The sequence below is a fragment of the Halorubrum luteum genome (assembly GCF_054652935.1).
In genome coordinates, this window is the sequence record NZ_BAAIGT010000002.1 from 317,355 (window position 1) to 336,569 (window position 19,215).

At 65.7% G+C, this 19,215-nt stretch carries 14 protein-coding genes and 1 tRNA gene; 8 read left to right on the forward strand and 7 right to left on the reverse strand.

Going from position 1 to position 19,215, the window contains the following annotated elements; genetic code table 11:
* The first annotated feature begins 119 nt into the window (after positions 1-119).
* From ACYQ0R_RS01620 to aspS, 7 genes are all read left to right on the forward strand, one after another.
* Positions 120-1,424: a M28 family peptidase gene (locus ACYQ0R_RS01620; RefSeq protein WP_459820605.1), complete on the forward strand. Its 1,305-nt coding sequence runs from the start codon at positions 120-122 to the stop codon at positions 1,422-1,424.
* Positions 1,425-1,832: 408 nt separating this feature from the next.
* Positions 1,833-3,488: an ABC transporter substrate-binding protein gene (locus tag ACYQ0R_RS01625; protein ID WP_459820606.1), complete on the forward strand. Its 1,656-nt coding sequence runs from the start codon at positions 1,833-1,835 to the stop codon at positions 3,486-3,488.
* A gap of 292 nt (positions 3,489-3,780) precedes the next feature.
* A complete protein-coding gene (locus ACYQ0R_RS01630) occupies positions 3,781-4,848 on the forward strand; it encodes an ABC transporter permease (protein ID WP_459820607.1) in 1,068 nt (355 codons plus the stop codon).
* Positions 4,849-4,876: 28 nt separating this feature from the next.
* Positions 4,877-5,881, forward strand: a complete 1,005-nt coding sequence (locus tag ACYQ0R_RS01635; protein ID WP_459820608.1) for an ABC transporter permease — start codon at positions 4,877-4,879, stop codon at positions 5,879-5,881.
* 1 nt (position 5,882) lies between these two features.
* Positions 5,883-7,121, forward strand: a complete 1,239-nt coding sequence (locus ACYQ0R_RS01640) for an ABC transporter ATP-binding protein (RefSeq protein ID WP_459820609.1) — start codon at positions 5,883-5,885, stop codon at positions 7,119-7,121.
* Positions 7,114-8,514 carry an ABC transporter ATP-binding protein gene (locus ACYQ0R_RS01645; protein ID WP_459820610.1) on the forward strand — a complete coding sequence of 467 codons (1,401 nt, stop codon included), beginning with the start codon at positions 7,114-7,116 and terminating at the stop codon, positions 8,512-8,514. Before ACYQ0R_RS01640 ends, ACYQ0R_RS01645 begins: the two co-directional genes overlap by 8 nt.
* A gap of 134 nt (positions 8,515-8,648) precedes the next feature.
* Positions 8,649-9,953, forward strand: a complete 1,305-nt coding sequence (aspS, locus tag ACYQ0R_RS01650) for an aspartate--tRNA(Asn) ligase (RefSeq protein ID WP_459820611.1) — start codon at positions 8,649-8,651, stop codon at positions 9,951-9,953.
* 45 nt (positions 9,954-9,998) lie between these two features.
* On the opposite strand, the gene ACYQ0R_RS01655 is transcribed toward aspS, so the two are convergent.
* A complete protein-coding gene (locus tag ACYQ0R_RS01655; RefSeq protein ID WP_459820612.1) occupies positions 9,999-11,258 on the reverse strand; it encodes an FG-GAP-like repeat-containing protein in 1,260 nt (419 codons plus the stop codon).
* Positions 11,259-11,428: 170 nt separating this feature from the next.
* Between ACYQ0R_RS01655 and ACYQ0R_RS01660 the strand changes: the two genes are divergently transcribed.
* The gene (locus tag ACYQ0R_RS01660; protein ID WP_459820613.1) at positions 11,429-11,650 is read left to right on the forward strand and encodes a hypothetical protein; all 222 of its coding nucleotides are present in this window, start codon (positions 11,429-11,431) and stop codon (positions 11,648-11,650) included.
* 28 nt (positions 11,651-11,678) lie between these two features.
* On the opposite strand, the gene ACYQ0R_RS01665 is transcribed toward ACYQ0R_RS01660, so the two are convergent.
* The 6 genes from ACYQ0R_RS01665 to ACYQ0R_RS01690 all read right to left on the reverse strand — a co-directional run bounded on the left by ACYQ0R_RS01665 (position 11,679) and on the right by ACYQ0R_RS01690 (position 19,212).
* A complete protein-coding gene (locus ACYQ0R_RS01665; RefSeq protein ID WP_459820614.1) occupies positions 11,679-12,848 on the reverse strand; it encodes a hypothetical protein in 1,170 nt (389 codons plus the stop codon).
* A gap of 107 nt (positions 12,849-12,955) precedes the next feature.
* On the reverse strand, positions 12,956-16,003 hold the full coding sequence (locus ACYQ0R_RS01670) for an FAD-binding and (Fe-S)-binding domain-containing protein (RefSeq protein ID WP_459820615.1): 3,048 nt from the start codon (positions 16,001-16,003) through the stop codon (positions 12,956-12,958).
* 75 nt (positions 16,004-16,078) lie between these two features.
* Positions 16,079-17,629: a hypothetical protein gene (locus ACYQ0R_RS01675; RefSeq protein ID WP_459820616.1), complete on the reverse strand. Its 1,551-nt coding sequence runs from the start codon at positions 17,627-17,629 to the stop codon at positions 16,079-16,081.
* Positions 17,630-17,721: 92 nt separating this feature from the next.
* Positions 17,722-17,796 (reverse strand) — tRNA-Met (locus tag ACYQ0R_RS01680).
* Between the two features lie 107 nt (positions 17,797-17,903).
* Positions 17,904-18,359 (reverse strand): GtrA family protein, encoded by a 456-nt coding sequence (locus tag ACYQ0R_RS01685; protein WP_459820617.1) that lies wholly within the window; start codon positions 18,357-18,359, stop codon positions 17,904-17,906.
* Positions 18,360-18,381: 22 nt separating this feature from the next.
* Positions 18,382-19,212: a glycosyltransferase gene (locus ACYQ0R_RS01690; protein WP_459820618.1), complete on the reverse strand. Its 831-nt coding sequence runs from the start codon at positions 19,210-19,212 to the stop codon at positions 18,382-18,384.
* Positions 19,213-19,215: the final 3 nt, after the last annotated feature.

Sequence of the window (19,215 nt, forward strand, 5' to 3'; positions counted from 1 at the left end):
TGACGAGTCCCGTCGGCGTGAGCGCGTGTGTCCGCGTTCTCGACGGTCGGATGCTGCCCGCCGGTTGACGAATGAACGCACCGCTGGATTTTAGCTACTCGAAACGCGACCGGTGCAGTGTGAGTCACTGGCTTGCGGCAGCGATGACGAGCGATGCCGGCCCGTCCGTCCACGAGCAACTGGTCGACATCGGCAACCGAATGGCGGGAAGTGACGGCGAACGCATAGGTGCGGAGGCGGTCCGCGATGCGCTGGACGCCGTCGGCACACGGGATGCACGCCTGTCGGAGTACGATATCCAAGGCTGGACCCGCGAATCGAGCAGTGTCATCGCTGGCACCGATACGTTCGACAGTGTTGCACTCCCGCGTGGGCCGGCTGGTGAGGTGACCGCGGAGTTGGTCGACCTCGGCGCCGGCCTTCCGGAAGCGTTCGAGTCGGCCGACATCGAGGGATCAGTGGTCGTCGTCGACACAGACGTGCCGGACTACCATGACCGATTCATCCACCGGCGGGAGAAGTACTACTACGCCGTCGAGAACGGAGCCAAGGCGTTCCTGTTCCGGAACCACGTTCCCGGTCAGCTCCCGCCCACGGGCAGCGTCGGCACCGCGGAGTCACCGATCGGCGACATCCCCGCCGTCGGTCTGAGCAAAGAAGACGGTGAGCGCCTCTCGCGGCGGCACGAGGGCGATCCGGTGACGGTCCGCGTCGACTGCGACGTACACGACGCGACCAGCCAGAACGTCCACGCGGCATTGGGTCCCGACACCGACGAGGAGCTGTTGGTGACCAGTCACGTTGACGGTCACGATATCGCGGAGGGAGCCTTGGACAACGGCGCGGGGACGGCTGTACTGGTCCAGACGGCCGCTGCGCTTACAGCCCGCGAGGAGGAGCTGGAGACGAAAGTCCGCTTCGTCGCGTTCGGCAGCGAGGAGGTTGGGCTGGTCGGATCGACGTATCTCGCCGAGCACGTCGACCTCGACTCCGTGAAGGCAGTTCTCAACAACGACGGCTCCGGGCGCGCTCGTGACCTGCGGATAGTCACGAATCGCTTTTCGGAGATCGGTGCGGCGGGCGACCGGACGAGCGAGCGCCTCGACGTCCCTATCGAGGTGGTGCCTCGGCTGAGTCCTCACAGCGACCACTGGCCGTTCGTCAACCGCGGCGTCCCCGGCGTACAGTTCAGGAGCGTCACGGGCAACGCGGGACGCGGCTGGGGACACACCCAGGCCGACACCTACGACAAGGTGGACACGCGCGACATCCGAAACCACGCGATGCTCGTCGCGGACATCGCCGTTGATCTCGCCCGCGAGGACGTGAGCGTTGCGCACAAGCCGACGGCGGAGATCGCCCAAGCGCTGGAAGACGAGAACAAGGCTAAGGGGATGAAAGTCATCGGCGACTGGCCGTACTAGGATATCGGATTCTGCGTCTTTCGAGCCGGCCCGTACGCTGGGTCGGCCCCGCCTCGTTCGAGTCGGTCGTCGTTTCGTCACTGCTCAACGTGCGCTTGCCCGTCGGGAGGCTCGATAAAACTGCGGCAATGTGTGTGTGTATTGTTGGCGTGAAACGCATCGGGGAGCACATACGCGGATCCGCACCGAGGACCGTTCGGGTAGGAGCATCTAGCGGATTGTTCACAGTAGTCACGCCCGGGGTCATTCACCGGAAACTAGGTGTGGAGATACCCAGAGGGTGATCCCGTACAACGTTCGATTCGAACACGAAAATCCAGAATGATACGCTGATGCACACAGTTGTTCGGTTGATTAACCGATGTCAGGATACCAGCATTTATATCAAGGGTGTCCATACACGTATCCATGCCACAGGATCGCAGCACGATCCGACGCAGAAAAGTCCTCCAAACGACCGGTCTCGCAGCCACCGCCGGAGTGGTCGGACTGGCAGGCTGTGCCGAAGAAGAAGCTCCCGACGACACCGACGACACCGACGACACCGACGACACCGACGACACCGACGACACCGACGATCCGGATACGCTCGACGAGATAACGATCACGCTGTCGCAGTTCCCGGACACGATCGACCCGCTCGATCACATCACCGGCGACTACTTCGACGTGCTGGATCACATCTACGAGCCGTTGTTCGATTTCGACCCCGGTGAGGGGATCTTCCCCCGCGTGGTCGAGGAGTGGGAGATCCTCGGCGATGGCGCTACCGAACTGCGGCTTCGCGACGACGTGGTGTTCCACAACGGTGACCAGCTCACCGCCGAAGACGTCGCGTGGACGATCAACCGAACTGTCGACGACGACAAAGGTGTCGTGAGCGACATCGGCGCGTTCGGGCTCGGCTCGATCGAGGGTGCGGAGGCGCTCGACGACACGACGTTGGAGGTAATGTACGGGGCGGCACCCGGACTCGCGGAGTTCGAGTTCGGCAACTACGCCCGGGCGATCAACCGCGACTGGGCGATCGACAACCACGATGCGGACCAGCCCGGCGAGTCGATCTCGGGCGCCGACCCCGAGGACTTCAACGGCACCGGCCCGTACGAGGTCGTCGAGTTCACCTCGGGCGAGGAGGTCGTCCTCGAGGCGTTCGACGACTACTGGGGGCCCGAGCCGCCGTTCGAGCGCGTGACGTTCAACGCGGACGGCGAGTCCAGCGGTCGCGTCAACGCGCTCGAAACCGGCGAGACGGACGTGACCATCAACGTCCTCCCCGAGGACGTCGCAACGGTCCAGAACGCCGACGACGTGGCGATCCGCCAGGTGACGAGCTTCCGGAACATCTTCCTGCCGATGAAAAACACCGTCGAGCCGTTCGATAGCCTGGAGTTCCGGCAGGCGATGAACTACGCGGTCGACAACCAGGGGATCGTCGAAACCGTGCTCAGCGGCTTCGGCGAGGCGCGCGGCCAGCCCGTCGCGCCCGGCATCAACGGGTTCAACCCCGACATCGAGCCGTACGAGCAGGATATCGGGATGGCGGAGAGCCTCGTCGAGGACAGCGGCTACGGCGGCGTCGAGATCGAGCTCACCGTTCCGCAGGGCCGATACCTCAACGACGCGGCGATCGGCGAGACCGCGGCCGACCAGATCGACCAGCTCGACAACGTCGACTGCGAGGTGAACGTCGTCGACTTCGGCGTCGTCTCCGACGCCAACTCCGCCGGCGTCGACCCCGACGTGATCGAGATCCCATTTTATATGATCGGCTGGGGGACGATCACCGGAGATACGGACTACGGCGTGCAGGGCTTCTTCAGCCTCGACTCCGGAACTCGGACGTTCGAGGACGAGGAGCTTAGCGACGCGATCGATGAGAGCCAGCAGATTCAGGACCCCGACGAGCGCCGCGAACAGCTCGAGGAGGTGAACCGGATCGCCCACGAGAAGGCCCCGTTCGTCTTCTTGCACACCCAGGAGAGCATCTACGGCGTCAACGACCGCATCCAGTGGCAGCCGCGGGAGGACGAGACGGTGTACATCTGGGGAATGGACACCTGAACGGACTGCGACTCGACGCAATCGGAACCGAGTCCCGATCGAATCGAACCGGCCTCGCAGGTCCAGCGGAATCAGTTTCCGGCTTCGCCGGACGACCTCCCGGGTCCCGTCGCCGCGCGATCGGATGCATCCTCCGCGCGATCCGTCAGCCGACCGGGTTCGTCTCCTCGTCCGAGTCGGTCGGGCAGTCCGAACGGGCGGTACGGTGTCGTCGACGCAACCGACGATGCCGGAGACCGGCGACGTGACGAAAGCGTAATAATCCACGCGAGATTTCCGACAATAGATCCAGATGTCGATGGCAAAGTTCCTGGTTCGGCGAACGCTACAGGCAGTGTTCGTCATCTGGGGTGTGATAACGATCATGTTCGGACTGCGGGCGGTCTCCCCCGGGGATCCGGCGACCCTGATGTTGGGCGAGGGCGCGACCGAGGAGACGATCCGTCGCGTCCGGGAGCAGGAGGGGCTCGACGAGCCGATACACGTGCAGTATCTCGACTACGTACAGGGGATCCTCGTCGGCGACTTCGGCTACTCGTGGCGCTCGAGCCGCGAGGTGGAAGCGATGGTGATAGAACGGGTTCCGGCGACGGTCGAGCTCGCGGTGGCCGCGACGATCGTCGCGATCGTCATCGCGATCCCGCTCGGCGTGATCTCGGCAACGCGCCGGAACGAGCCGTCCGACTACGGCGCAACGCTGTTCTCGCTGCTCGGCATCAGCACGCCGAACTTCTGGCTCGGACTGATGCTCATCCTGCTTTTCGGCGTCTGGTTCGGGATCCCGTACCCGACGTTCACGTACACGTGGGCGTCTGCCGGCGTTCCGTACCCGACGAGCCTCGGCGTCGACTTCTTCAGCTTCCCGACCGGCAGACGGGCCGTCGGCTTCCACGAGGCGGTCATCGCGCTGGCGTTACACGGCTCGGTGACCGAGATGGGGACGTGGCTCCGCCACATCACGCTTCCCGCGATCACGCTCGGAACGTACTTCACGGCGCTTATCACCCGCCTCACGCGGAGCGGGATGGTCGACGAGCTCGGGAAGCCGTACGTGACCGCGACCCGAGCGAAGGGGCTCTCGGAGGATCTCGTGCGCTACAAGCACGTGCTCCGGAACACGATGATCCCGATCATCACCGTGCTGGGGCTCCAGATGGGGACGCTGCTCGGCGGCGCGGTGATCACCGAGACGGTGTTCAACTGGCCCGGGCTCGGCCTTCGGCTGATCGACGCGCTGGATGCGCGTGACTGGCCGCTGATGCAGGGGATCGTCGTGTTCATCGCCATCGCGTTCGTGACGATCAACATCTGTGTCGACACGCTGTACGCGGTTCTCAACCCGCAGGTGACCGACGAATGAGGTCCGCCGAACTCGAGGTGACCGACGAATGATATCCGACAGAGTCAGATCGAACCTCGCCGAGACGTTCCGCGAGAGCCTCCTCCCGAAGGTCGGCGTCCTTCTGCTCGTATCGATCCTTCTCATGGCGATGTTCGCCCCGCTGCTCGCGACCCACGATCCGACGCGGACGGGGCACTACGACGAGGAGACGGGATCGGCGTATCCGCCACTCGGCCACGAGTACGACACGCAGATCGCACAGGGAGGCGAGATCGTCGACGTAACCGTCGAGCCGACGACCGAGCACGTGTTAGGCACGAACACCGTCGGACAGGACGTCTACTCGCGGTTCGTGTACGGTGCACGGGTGTCTCTCATCGTCGGGTTGCTCGCGACCGCGTTGGCGGTGGTGATCGGCGTTCCGATCGGGCTCACGGCCGGCTACTACGGCGGGCGGATCGACGACGCGTTGATGCGCGTCGCGGACACGATGCTCGCGTTCCCCGCGCTCGTGCTCGCGCTGGCGCTCATCGGGGTGTTCGGCGAATCGCCGGTGTACGTACCCGACCCGATCGTGTGGGCCGGGCTCGCCGAGGGGATGCCGGAGGCGATACCGATACCGGGCACGGTAACGGTCGTCGCCGCGCTTGTGATCTGGGTGTGGTTCGCCCGGGTTGCACGCGGCGAGGCGCTGTCGCTCCGGAACGAGGAGTACGTGAAAGCCGCTCGGAGCTTCGGCACCGACGACCGGACGATCCTGTTGCGCCACGTGTTGCCGAACAGTCTCACCCCGATCATCGTCCTGGCGACGATACAAGTGGCCGTCATCATCCTTCTCGAGGCGTCGTTGGCGTATCTCGGGTTTTCCGGAACGACGCTGTCGTGGGGGTACGAGATCGAACAGGGACAGGACGTGCTCCGCACGCGACCGTGGATATCGATCCTGCCCGGTGTCGGTATCATGCTGGCCGTGATCAGCGTGAACCTCATCGGTGACTGGTTCCGGGACGCCCTCGACCCGAACATCGAGGGGAGCGAGCGAGGTGCCTGAGATGAACGACACACTACTCCGGATCGAGAATCTCACGACGCGCTTTTTCACGAAACAGGGACAGGTGAACGCGGTGTCGGGCGTCGATCTTACCGTCGACCGCGGCGAAGTGGTCGGCATCGTCGGCGAGAGCGGCTCCGGCAAGAGCGTCACCGCGCTGTCGGTGATGGACCTCGTCGAGTCTCCCGGCGAGATCACGGCGGGGACGATCGAGTACCGCCATCCGGAGCTTGCAGACGAGCTCCGCGAGACGAATCCGGCGGCGGTCGACGGCGAGTTCGTCGACGTGCTGGAGCTCGACGAGGATCGCCGCCGCGCGCTCCGTGGCCCGTCCTTTTCGATGATCTTCCAGGATCCGATGTCGAGCTTCAACCCCTCGCTCACGGTCGGCGAGCAGATCGCCGAAGCCGTCGAGGTGCAGCGGCGCGCGAGCGCGAACCCACGCTCCACCCGGTCGCGCACGGAGGAGTACGGACTGCGCTCGTACGTCACCGGCATGGTTCTGCCGAGCAAGCGGTTCATCGGCGATGCGAGCCGCGACCGCGCGGTCGAGCTGCTCGAGCTCGTCGGGATTCCCGATCCGGCCGAGCGGGCCACGGAGTACCCCCACGAGTTCTCGGGCGGCATGTTACAGCGGGCGATGATCGCGCAAGCGCTCGCCGGCGAGCCGGACGTGCTCATCGCCGACGAGCCGACGACGGCACTCGATGTCACGATACAGGCACAGATCCTCAATCTCCTTCGTGAGCTACAGGCGGAGCTCGGCATGAGCATCCTTCTCATCACTCACGACCTCGGCGTCGTTGCCCGGATGTGTGACCGCGTCGGCGTGATGTATGCCGGCGAGATCGTGGAACGGGGGACGCTGGAGGACGTGTTCCGAAATCCGGTCCATCCGTACACCGAGGGACTGCTCGGTTCCATCCCCGATCTCGAGGAGCCGGGGCGGCGGCTGCAGCCGATCGAGGGGAACGTGCCGGATCTCATCGACGCGAACATGCCCGACCGCTGTTACTTCGCCGACCGCTGTCCGAAGGCGATGGAGGCGTGTCTCGAGAAACCGGGAGAACGGGAGGTGAGCGACGCCCACACTGCGAGATGCGTGCTCGCGTCCGGCGAGTACGATCCGGCGACGGCGCTCGGAGACGCGTTCTTCGACGCGGGGCAGTCCGCGGATGGCCCGCCCGAGACCGAATCCGGGGTCGCAGGCGAGGGACACGAGGTGACCACGAATGACTGACGACGACATCACGGACCGCGATCCGCTCGTGGAAGTGCGGGATCTGGAGAAGTACTACTACGAGCGAGACACGCTGCTGGACCGCCTCTTCGGACACGACCCGGTCGCCGTGCGAGCCGTCGACGGCGTCTCCTTCGACGTGTATCCCGGCGAGACGCTGGGGATCGTCGGCGAGTCGGGCTGCGGCAAGTCGACGTGTGCGGAAACGCTGATGCGGCTCCGTGAGCCGACCGGCGGGACGGTTCGGTTCGACGGGGCTCCCGTCTTCGATCTCTCCGGCGACGAGCTGATGGATTTCCGCAGGCGCGCACAGGTGATGTTTCAGGACCCGTTCTCCAGTCTCGATCCGCGGATGACCGCCGGTGAGATCATCCGCGAGCCGCTGGAGTCGCAGGGCGTCGGGACCGACGACTCCCGCCGAGAGCGCGCGGCGGAGCTGCTCGAATCGGTCGGGCTGTCGGCCGATCAGGCGGACCGCTACCCGCACGAGTTCTCCGGGGGACAGCGCCAGCGGATCGGGTTCGCCCGGGCCGTCGCGCTGGAGCCGGAGTTCGTCGTCCTCGACGAGCCGGTGTCGGCGCTCGACGTCTCCGTCCAGGCGCAGGTGTTGAACCTGCTCGCGGACATGCAGACGGAGCTGGATCTGACGTACCTGTTCATCGCCCACGACCTCTCGGTCGTGAGACACATCTGTGACCGCGTGGCGGTGATGTATCTCGGAAAGCTCGTCGAGGTCGGGCCGACCGAGGAGATCTTCGACGACCCGGATCATCCGTACACGGAGGCGCTACTGGAGAGCGTCCCGCGGGCGGACGTCGACGAGCGGAGCCGGGAGGTGTCGGCGCTTCGCGGCGACGTTCCCTCGCCGCGGGACCCGCCGTCCGGCTGTTCGTTCCGCACTCGTTGTCCAGCGGTGATCCAGCCGGACGGGATCGACGTCCCACAGTCGGCGTATCGAGAGATCATGGAGCTCCGCGATCGCGTCGAGCGCGGCGACGTGGACGTCGATTTCTACTGGGATCAGGCGGCGGGCGACGACCGGACCGACACGGCGGCGTTCGTGCGCGCGGCCCGCGAAGACTTGTTGGCACACGACCCTGATGGACGCGACGACGCCGTCATCGAGGAGGCGTTGACGGCGCTGTCCACCGAGGAGTACGACGTCGCCGCCGATCTCCTTCGCGACCGGTACGAATCCGTCTGTGAGGTCGTCGAGCCGGAGCTTCCGGACGACGACCACCCGGTCGCGTGTCATCTCGAGGCGCAGCCCGAGCGGATCGCCGCGGCCGCAGAGTCGTGGCGTCGCGGCGAGGAGCCGTCGAACGTCGACGCTGCCGGGGTGGTAGCGGAGGGCTCGGACGAGTCCGATCCGGCGGAGTCCACTGCGGACTGATCGAGGCTCGTTGGGGGCCGACGCTCGAGATCCACCGTGGAGCGATCGGTCGATCGTTTTCCCGTCGCGTCGGGCCCGAGACGACAGGCCTATGATGGGCGCGCGGCGAGTTGTGTACAACTCACGCCACTGCTATGATCGAGCGAATCCATACGTCGGAAGTCGAACCGGACGCCGAGGAGGTCGCCATCGCCGGCCACGTTCACGAGATCCGCGACTTGGGTGGACTCGTGTTCCTCATCGTCCGTGATCGCGAGGGCCTGATTCAGGTCGTGTTCAAGGAGGAACGGGAGCCGGAGCTGTTCGAGGCGGTCCAGGACGTCGGCGCGGAGTACGTCGTTCGGATCGTCGGCGAGCCGATCGAAAGCGACCAAGCTCCCGGCGGCGTCGAGATCGCGCCGACCGAGTACGAGGTGCTCGACGAGGCGGACTCCCCGCTGCCGCTCGAGATCTCGAAGGATGTCGACGTCGACCTCTCGACCCGACTCGACAACCGCGGACTCGACCTCCGAAAGCCGGAGGTGATCGCGGTGTTCACGCTGCGCTCGAAGCTCATGAGCGCGATGGAGGAGTGGTTCGACGAGGAAGGGTTCGTCGACATCAAAACGCCCCGGATCTCGAAGGGCGGCGCGGAGGGCGGCGCGGAGCTGTTTCCGATCCTCTATTACAACAAGGACGCGTTCCTTTCACAGAGCCCGCAGCTGTACAAACAGATCCTGATGGCGGCCGGCTACGACGCGGTGTACGAGAACGGCACCGCGTTCCGCGCGGAGGACTTCGCGACCTCGCGACACGTCTCGGAGATCGCGATGTTCGACGTCGAGTTAGCGTACATCGACGACCACCACGACGTGATGGACGTCCAGGAGGAGTCGCTACGGTACGCGTTGCGCGCGGTTGCAGAGGACGCCGAACGCGAACTCGACGTGCTCGATATCGACCTGGCGGTCCCCGAGGACGACTTCCCACGCATCACGTTCGATGAGGCGCTCGGGATTCTCGAAACGGAGTACGACCACGTCCCGGACGACCCGACCGACCTGGACACGAAAGGTGAGAAGCTCCTCGGCGAACATTTCGAGGAGCAGGGACATCCCGCGTTCTTCGTCGTCGGCTATCCCGACGAGAAGTTCTACTACATGCAGGACGTCGACGGCGACGATATCGCCTCCCGTAAGTTCGACCTCATTTATAAAGGTCAGGAGCTCTCCTCGGGTGGTCAGCGCCAGCACGACGTCGAGATCATGCGCGACGTGATGGCCGAGGAGGGCGTCGAGGAGGCGAACTTCGAGTTCTATCTGGAGGCGCTCAGCTTCGGCACGCCGCCGCACGGCGGCTACGGACTCGGGATCGACCGTCTGCTCCAGAAGGTCGCTGGTCTCGACAACATCAAGGAAGCGATCATGTTCCCGCGCGATCCGAACCGGCTGGAGCCCTGACGACGGCACCGCTCGCGTATCGCCGTGTCGACTCCCGTGCGGCCGCTACGTCGCGACCGCGATCGCCGTTCCATCCTCGGTAACGACGACAACTTCGTCTCTCCCGTCTCCGGTGAGATCCGCCGCCAGCGGGCGTGCGTACACGATCGCTTCGCCGATACCACCCCGAGCCACCGGCTCCCCGTTACGATTCATTCCGAGCAGCTCACCCTCGCGGTTGACGACGATGATCTCGAGCGTTCCATCGCCGGTGAGATCGCCGGCCGTTGGCGCGTTCACTCTGGTTTCGCCGCCGTACTGCTGTTTCCATACGACCTCACCGTCGAGCATGTCGACGGCCCAGATGTCGCCGGTGCCGGCGACGTGGATCCGCCCCGCGTCCCCGCCGCCGACGTTGACCGGAACGTCCTGGAGGCCGACGGTGTACCGCAGCGACCCGTCGGTCGTCTCCAGCGTCGTCAGGGTCCCGTCGGCACCGCCGAGCGCGACGACGCCGCCACTCGTCGTGTCGGCGGCGTTCCAGCTCAGCACGATCGACGCCGTCGGTTCGGTCCAGACGACGTCGCCGCCGCCGTCAACGGTCGTGACTGTCTGTCCCTCCGACCGATCGGTGAGAACGGCGAGCCCGGATCCCGCAAGCGCGCCGGCCGTCGTGTCCGATCCGTCGTTCGGACCGGCTGATTCGTCTGCTTCATCGTCGGCGGCGGACCCCTCGCCATCAACGATGAGGGGGCGCAACGAGACGGCTCCGTCGAGGTCGGTCTCGAATCGGACGTCGCCGTGGGCGTCGACGACTCGGACACCGCCGTCGACATCGACGGCCGCGAGGTCGGTCTGCCCGTCACCCGTGACGTCGCCGAACGCAGGGGGTACGCCACCGGTGCTTGCGAGCGAGATCACGAATCGTTCGCTTCCGTCATCGGCGCTGATGGCCACCAGTTCGCCGGCACCGGTGGTGAACGCGACGACCGGATCACCGTCGAGCTCGCCGCTCGCGAGGTCGCTGATCTCGCCGACGGCTCCGGCGGGTAGTGGTGTCGTCCACGGACGGTCACCATCTGGGCCGATCGCCCGAAGCACCGGGTCGTCGCCCTCGACGGCGGGTTGGACCACTGCCGGGTCGCCGTCGACCGTTGCGACGACTGCGCCGCTTCCGTCGTCACCGTTTGCCGGAGTGGACTGCCAGAGGATCTCCGTCTCGGCAGTCGCATCATCGAGGCCGACGAACGCGAAGGCCGCGACACCGACGCCGGTGGCCCCGCCGGCGAACAGTATCACAGCGGCGAACAGCACGCGCCGATCCATTACGCACGGTTGGACCGTCGTGAACATACCCCTGTCGGATACGGTGGAAGAGGACCACGCCGTGAGTCGTCGGAGTGGCCGACACTGCCGGAGGTGTTCGGTGCTGCTGTCAGTGCTTAAGAATCCACGCCCGATTTATACCTCGAGAAGCAGAACGTCTTCCTGTAGCCATGGACGCCGACACGCTGCAATCCGAACTCGAAAAGACGGGTGAACTGATGGTGAACGTCGAGGAGTTCGAGACTCCCCTGGAGCTGCACCTGCACGACGCGACGATCGAGTCGGAGCAGGTGACGCTGGAGCTTGCGGACGGAGAACTCACGTTCGCCCTCGAGGCGGTCACCGGATACTGGAAACACTACCACTCCCTGAGCGACTACGGACTGGAGTAGCCGCCGGGAATCGGCGATACTCCAGTATCTATCGGCCGATATCGTCGCCGAGTATCCACGGTTTCTCGTCCGGGTCGTACTCCGCGATCGCAGCGCTGTGGCTGCGGGTCTCCGGCGAAAGCACGCCGACGTGTTTGAGCTGCTGGACGAAGTTGAACAGAACGTTGTTCCGGATCACCTGCCGCCAGACGGACGGGTCCGAGTGAACTCGTTCCGTCTCGCCTCGCTCGATCAGCTCCCGGGCGCGGTCGGCCCCGCGAGTCGTACAGAACGCACTCAAAAAGACGTTCGGATACTCGTGCACGAGCCGCTCGAGGAGGTCCGGAAAGTGGATGCGCGGTCCCTCCTTCCGTAGCGCCTCCAGCAGCAGTCCGAACTCCGGATGCCGGGCGAACGCGTTTCGGAGCAGGATCGCGAGCGGCCGGTGGACCGCCACGACCGTGCTCCCACGAACGTCCTCCTTGAGAAGGCGCAGGTCGTCCAGTCCCTCGACGCCGTAGCCCCGGAGCACCGTCGCGGAGAGTTCGCCCTGGTCGGTCAATCGACGCGGTGTATCCGACGTGAGGAGTCCGAGCGTTCGGGCGCTCGCACTCGCGGCACTCCCCGCCCCGAAGCCGTACTCGTCGGCGAGCACGTCCACGAGCGCGTCGCGTTCGAGGGGACCGTGTCGGTCGATCGCGACGACCGGCGCGAGGTAGTTGAGCGGCTGCGCGAGCGAGAGCGTGGTAACGTCGCCTCCGAACGCGGAGCCACGGAGCCGGACCGAGAGCTGTCCCTCGATATCCGCAACCTCCGCCGTCGACTCGGCGGTCGGTGGCGCGCTCCACGAGGCGACGCCCTCATCGTGTACGCCGATGACGCCGACCCCCTTCGAGCGAAGGAGCGGCGTGTGCGTGGCGACCGACGGCTCGTACCCGGCCAAGTACGAGACGTGTGCTCCCTGCTGGTAGGTGAGCGCCTGTCCGATGCCACGGAGGAGCCCGCTGGAGCCTTTCACCTCGATGGCGAACACGCGGTTCGTGTTCGTGAACCCGATCACGTCCGGATACCGGCCGCGAATGGTTATCTCGTGTCGGCGACAGCGGTCGAGAACGTCCGTGTACGCGTCAGCGTGGGCGTCCGGCACGTGCACGAGCGGGTCGTAGTTTCGCTCGTCGAGTTCGGTCACGACGTGGTCGAACACGGCCGCCTCGTTCATGCGATCCCCTCGATGGGGGAGTCAAAGAAGGTAGGGGAAACGAGGAGGTGTCAAAGACGGTAGGGAGAGCCGGGACGGTCGCTTTCCCACCTACCTCGGCCGACGTTTCACTCCGCGAGCGCGTCGGCCAGCTTTTCGATCGGATGGGGTGGCGTCCCGTGTTGCTTCTCGTAGTCTTTGAGCTGTGAGCGACAGGAAGTGCCGGGGGCAACGACTTCGACTGCGGGCGACTCGTCGACCGCATCGAACAGGAGGTTGCCGATGGCCTGACTCATCGAGTAATGCTCGGCCTCGTAGCCGAACGACCCGGCCATGCCACAGCAGGTGGTGTCGAGCACGTCGACCTCGTAGCCGGCCCGGCGGAGCACGCCGACGGCGTGGTGTTCCCGGCTCGCCGCAGTCTGGTGACAGTGGCCGTGATACGAGAGCGTCTCGGTCGCGTCGGTGTCGATCGCACGGTCGAGCCCGAAGGTGTCGAGATACTCCATCACGCTGTAGGCGTTGCCGGCGACCGACTCGACGTCCGGCCCGGTAAGAAGGTCGAGATAGTCGACCTGGTACATCACTGCGTCGCTGGGTTCGACGCTCACGACGTCGAACCCCTCCTCGACCCGCGGCGCGAGCGCTTCGACGTTTCGTTCGGCGGTCGCTCGTGACCGGTCGACGAGGCTCTTCGAGTGTGCCGGACGGCCGCTGTCGGTCACGTCGCTCGGAATCTCCACGTAGACGCCGGCAGCTTCGAGCACGCGAACTGCGGCCTTGCCGACCTCCGGAGCCGTGTAGTTGGTGTACGGATCGGCGATGAGCAGCGCCTTGCGCTCGGCGTCCGCCTCGCTGACCGCCGGCGTCCGCGAGCGATCCCACTTTTGCAGCGTGTTACGCTCGAACGTCGGCAAGTCGCGCTCGCGGGCGATCCCGAGCGCCTTCTCCATCACGAGGCCGCTTCCCGGTAGCTTCGCGACCCAGTTCGAGACGGGCGCAAAGCTGCTTCCGAGGCTGTAAAGCGTCTCGACGTTCGCGAACAGCTTATCTCGGAACGGTACTCCCTCGCGTTGATGGTACTCGTGTTTCACCTCGGTTTTCAGCTTCGCGAGGTCGACGCCGCTTGGACAGTCGCGCTTACACCCCTTACAGCCGATACAGAGGTCGAGCACCTCGTGGACGAACTCGTCCGAGAAGACGTCTTCGGGAAGGTCGCCGCTCATCGACCGTCGGAGCATGTTGGCCCGGCCGCGGGTCGAAGTGATCTCTTCGTTTTCGGTTGCGCGGTAGGTCGGACACATGATCGACCCCGTCGTGTCCTGATGCCCCTCACAGCCCGCACAGCCGTGACAGAGTTCGACCATCCCCTGAAATCCGTTCTCGGTATCCCAGTTGAGCTCCGGCTCGAAGCCGGCGTCGAACGCGTAGTTCCGATCGTATCGGAGGTTTTCGGTCGGGTCGGAGTCACCACAGACGTTGCCGGGATTCAGCAACCCCTGCGGGTCGAAGGCGGCCTTGAGCTCCTGAAACGCCGTCCACAGCTCGTCGCCGTACAGCTTGCGGTTCCACGTCGTCCGCGCGCGGCCATCACCGTGTTCGCCCGAGACGCTGCCACCGTACTCGATGACGAGATCGGTGATCGCATCCGAGATCTCGAGCATGGTCTCGACGCCGTCCTCCGACTTGAGATTCAACAGCGGCCGAATATGTAACACGCCGGGACCCGCGTGAGCGTAGTACGACGCGAAGGTGTCGTGTTCGTGGAACAGCGCCTGGATGTCGGCGACGTACTCCGGCAGGTTCTCCGCGGGCACCGCCGTGTCCTCGACGAACGGCCAGTGCTTCTCGTCGCCGGTGCGCGAAAGCAGGATCGGCAGCCCCGCCTTCCGCATCTTCCAGAACTTCGCCTGCCGGTCGGGCTCGTACGCCTCCAATGCATCGACCGCGTTTCGGTCTGTGCCAGCCGCGGCCAGTCGCTCGCCGCGCTGGGTCGGTTCGAGCTCCGCTTCGTACTCCGGCAACCGGTCAGCAAGCAGATCCGCGACCTTCCGTTTGCCGTCTGCAACCGAGTCGGCGTAGAACTCGACGAGAAGCGTCGAGTCGGTCCCGTCCGGGAGGATGTCGACGACGCTTTCGAACTCCGCGGTGTCGCGGGCCAGATCCAGGAGGGTGTCGTCCATGACCTCGACCGCGGCGGGGTCGTGTTCGAGGATCGGCGCAACGTCGCGCATCGCCGAAATCACGTCGTCGTAGGTCAGCATGACGACGGAGGTTTCGGCGGGGACGGGCTCGAGCGAGACGGTCGCCTCGGTGACGATCCCGAGCGTCCCCTCGCTGCCGGCGAGCAGTCGTCCTACGTTGACCTCCCCGCGCTCCTCGGCGTCCTCGAGCAGCTTGTCGAAGTTGTACCCCGAGACGTTGCGCATGAGGTCGGGGTACTTCTCCTCGATCGCCTCCGTCTTGTTTCGGAGCACGTCGGAGACGACCCGGTAGACCTGCGCTTCGATGCCGTCCTCGTCGGTGGCGTCAGCCGCTCGTTCGTGGAGCTCCTCGACGGGCATCCAGTCGAACGTCGTGACCGTCCCGTCGGCAAGAACGACTTCGACGGACTCGAGGTAGCCGTCGGCCTTCTCGTACTTCAGCGAGTGGGCACCCGTCGTGTTGTTGCCGATACACCCACCGAGAACGCTCTTATCGCCCCACGCGGGGTCGGGGGCGTATTTCAGATCGTGCTCGCTGAGATGGCCGTTGAGCCGCGCGAGCGTGATGCCGGGCTGAGCGGTCGCCGTGCGTGTCTCGGGGTCGACGTCGACGATCGAGTTAAGCCGCTTTTTGAAGTCCAGCACGACCGCCTCGTTGACCGTCTGCCCCGCGAGGCTCGTTCCACCGCCACGAGGGAGCACGGGAATCTCGTGTTCCGCGCAGTAGCTCATGACCGCCTGTACATCGGCGGTCGATTCGGGAACGACGACGCCGATCGGTAGCTGGTGGTACGCGCTGGCGTCGGTCGCAAACAGGTTCCGCGTGTAGCTGTCGAAGCGTACGTCTCCCTCGATGAGTGCCGAGAGGTCGGAAACGAGCCCGGGCTCGTCGATATCCTCGCTCCGGTAGTCGTAGTTGGCGCGTGGATCGGCAGCCGGGTCGGCCGAAGCCGGTGAAGTTGGCGTGCTCATGTGCGAGCTCCTACCGTGCCCTTCGGGCGATGTGTGAATGAATGTTGAGGTTGACGCGAAGCGGACGACAAGCGATCACCGTCGGTCGGCCGACCGGAAGGACGAGCCGGCGAGCCGTAGCAGTCGGTACCCGGCGTACGCGACCGACGCGACGACGATGGCGAGAAGCGCCGCGCCGGCGGCGAGGGCCGGGAGACTGGCCGGCTCGGCAGCCTCGGGCGTGCAGCCGCCACAGCCGCCGGAGCCACACGAGCCGCCCGAATCGTCCGATCTGGTTTCGGGTTCGTCCACCGCCGAGCCCGTGCGAGCACCGTCGGCGACCGAGTCGGTGGCGGTCTCCGCGCCGGCTATCGGTACCTCGACGGAGTCGGTGTCGGATGCGTCCGTCGGAAACACTGCCGGGGCGTGAGAGCGTAAGGCATCGAGGCCGGCCTCGATCCGCTCTTGATCCCTGTGACCGACGGCGTAGGCCGCCAGCTCGTCGGCGAGCTCTCGAGCACGCTCGTCGTGACGGGTCTCGACGGCGGCCCTGGCGGCGTCGAACAGCGACAGACCGAGCCAGTGCTCGAAGACGGGGGCGTCGTGTGCTGTCTCCAGCGTCCGTAGCTCCTCGAGCTCCTCCATCCCGGTCTCCATGTCGGCGGCAAAGAACGATGCGCGAGCCGAAAAGAACGTCGCGACCGCCGCCCACGTCGCACTCGTCGGCGTGTCGAGGCGATCGTGGAGCGTCCTCGTCCGCACGACCCACCGTTCGATTCGCTCCTCGTCGGCTCGGTCGAAGCTCGCCCGGGTCGCGTTCGCGGTCGCGATCGGGAGCCACCTGAGGACCTCGCGTTCCGCGGCCGGGTGACGGTCGGCGATGGCGTCGATCCGGGCGATCCGTCCCTCGAGCGCCTCGAGGTCACCCGCTGCCGCATCGGCGTTCGTCCGCCCGGCCAACACGCCCGCGAGTCCGACCGCGACATCCCGGTCCGGATGAGCGCGATGGAGCTCCTCGGCACGACCGAGATACCCGGCCTCCTCGTGGGTTTCGTCGCCGTCGCGAGCTTCGTGGGTTTCGTCGCCGTCGCGAGCCGCGCTGCCTGCGCGATACCGCTCCGCGTGGGCGTATCCGCGGGCGACGCCGGCCGCAACGTCCGCCTCCTCGTGGGAGTCGTAGAGCGTCTCGAGCCGGTCGACTAGCGGCTCGATCCGGTCCGGCAGTTCGGCCCGTCCGCACGCGTGGATCGTTTCGGCGGTCGCTCTCGCGAGCGGAACGGCGATCGTCGGCTCCGGTCGCTCGTCGTAGAGCCGCTCGATCGCCTCGCGGTGGTCGTCGATCCGCGACGGATCGACCTCGAAGCCGCGAACGGTCGCCCGGTCGTCGACTGCGGCGGCGTTCGCCCGGGCCACGGCGAGATGAATATCGACGTCGGTCGTCGGATACGCCTCGTGAAGGCGATCCAGCCGCTCCAACACGCGGCGTTCGGCCGCAAAATCACCGCGACTGCCGTAGCCGTCCGCCAGCGCCACGAGCGCGTCGACCAGTCGTGCCATGTCGTCATCGTCGAGTTCCTCTGGAGGATCCGCGAACTCCGCAACCTCCTCTTCGAGCGCCTCGACCGTCCTGGGTGAAGCAGTGAACATTAATTCTTCACATGTTACTCCCCACCATACGTAAAGTATGCGTTCCGGTCGAACGTCGCAGTCCGCGTCGGTGTGACGGAACCGGTGAGAAGTAGCGGGAGGTAGATTTGAACTACCGATCTCCGGGTTATGAGCCCGGCGGAATCTCCTGGCTATCCCATCCCGCTATGTTAGCAAAATCCCGTTTCACGGATAAGGGTTCTGATCCGTCTCACGTATGCGAGTTCCTCCCGCGTTCGTTTATAAAGTGGTGTGCCGAAGGGTACGGAGGATGTCACGGATCGTCGCCGGAGGCAACACGCCACGTGAACAGGCTCTCGGCGACGTAGTTAATGACGAACGCGGCGCCGATCGCGATCGGCATCGTGAGCGCGTCCCAGACGTTCGTCCCGGCGACCGTAATAACGACATCCTGTCGCGTAAGCAGGAAGACGACGATCAGCTGCACGGCGAGCCCGCCGGACCGGACGATGTTCGACCGAAGTAGTCGGTGTAGCCTCGCGCGGAGTCGGTCCGAGCCGTACGCCGGGAACGTCCATCGATCGTTGATGAGAAACATCGTCACGATCGCCGCTTCCGCTCCGATCAGCTTCGCGATCACCGGGGAGACTACTCCCGCGAGCGTCATCGTCGTCGAGAGCGACAGATCAACGGCCGCTCCGACCAGCCCGACCGACGCGAACTTCCCGAGCCGACGACCGGTCGCCAGCTCGTCGAGAATGCCGTTCACTGCGTACCCCCGTTTATCGGTTTCATCGTCGACTCCGTGCGTCCGTCGAACGGTCGACACTCCTGTCGGTCGCCCCGTCGACATCCGCGCTTACGGACTCCTCGACGAGCGACGGGCCGGGATCGATGTCGAGCGACGCGTGTAGTCGGCTTCCGGCGACGACGCCTGCGCGATGGCGAGCCCGAACGAGTCCGGCGAACATCGACAGCGTGTCCCGGACCGGCGCGACCGTCGACCCTGGCTTATCCTCCCACGCGATCGGCACCTCCCGCATCTCGAAGTCGCTCGCGCCGGCGATCGCGAGCAGTTCGAGGTCCCACGCGAATCCCGGCTCACGGATATGGGTACGCACGGCACGCCAGACCTCCGCGGACAGCGCCTTCGCGCCACACTGGTAGTCGTACAGCCGCGCTCCGAACCCGCCAACAACCCGACGTGCGAGCCACGCGAACCCGTCGCCGAGCAGCCGACGGAGATGCCCCTGATGGGAGGTGACCGTCGACTCCGGATGGCGGCGCGAGCCGACCGCGACCGGCGTTTCACCCCGCGCGACGGGGTCGACGACTCTCACCACCGACGAGACGGGCGTCGCGCCGTCGGCGTCGACGAACGCGAGCACGTCAGCGTCGAGCGCCTCGAACCCGGCGGTCACCGCCGCGCCCTTCCCGCGACGGCCCGACACCGCGTTCACCGTGGCCGGCAGATCGGCGAGCGACTCGATGACGGTCGGCTCCGGATCGTCGATCTCGATCCGGATCGTCTCGGGATCGAGCTCCGCGTCGAGTTCGCGGACGTACGCGCGCAACGCGTCGACGTCCGGCCGGAACGCGGGTACGACGATCCCGATCGACATGCA

Bases quoted from the DNA above. Each gene is read 5' to 3' on its own strand.
- ACYQ0R_RS01625 (WP_459820606.1), top strand. From the start codon at position 1,833: ATGCCACAGGATCGCAGCACGATCCGACGCAGAAAAGTCCTCCAAACG.
- ACYQ0R_RS01630 (WP_459820607.1), top strand. From the start codon at position 3,781: ATGTCGATGGCAAAGTTCCTGGTTCGGCGAACGCTACAGGCAGTGTTC.
- ACYQ0R_RS01635 (WP_459820608.1), top strand. From the start codon at position 4,877: ATGATATCCGACAGAGTCAGATCGAACCTCGCCGAGACGTTCCGCGAG.
- ACYQ0R_RS01640 (WP_459820609.1), top strand. From the start codon at position 5,883: ATGAACGACACACTACTCCGGATCGAGAATCTCACGACGCGCTTTTTC.
- ACYQ0R_RS01645 (WP_459820610.1), top strand. From the start codon at position 7,114: ATGACTGACGACGACATCACGGACCGCGATCCGCTCGTGGAAGTGCGG.
- aspS (WP_459820611.1), top strand. From the start codon at position 8,649: ATGATCGAGCGAATCCATACGTCGGAAGTCGAACCGGACGCCGAGGAG.
- ACYQ0R_RS01655 (WP_459820612.1), bottom strand. From the start codon at position 11,258: ATGGATCGGCGCGTGCTGTTCGCCGCTGTGATACTGTTCGCCGGCGGG.
- ACYQ0R_RS01660 (WP_459820613.1), top strand. From the start codon at position 11,429: ATGGACGCCGACACGCTGCAATCCGAACTCGAAAAGACGGGTGAACTG.
- ACYQ0R_RS01665 (WP_459820614.1), bottom strand. From the start codon at position 12,848: ATGAACGAGGCGGCCGTGTTCGACCACGTCGTGACCGAACTCGACGAG.
- ACYQ0R_RS01670 (WP_459820615.1), bottom strand. From the start codon at position 16,003: ATGAGCACGCCAACTTCACCGGCTTCGGCCGACCCGGCTGCCGATCCA.
- ACYQ0R_RS01675 (WP_459820616.1), bottom strand. From the start codon at position 17,629: ATGTTCACTGCTTCACCCAGGACGGTCGAGGCGCTCGAAGAGGAGGTT.
- ACYQ0R_RS01690 (WP_459820618.1), bottom strand. From the start codon at position 19,212: ATGTCGATCGGGATCGTCGTACCCGCGTTCCGGCCGGACGTCGACGCG.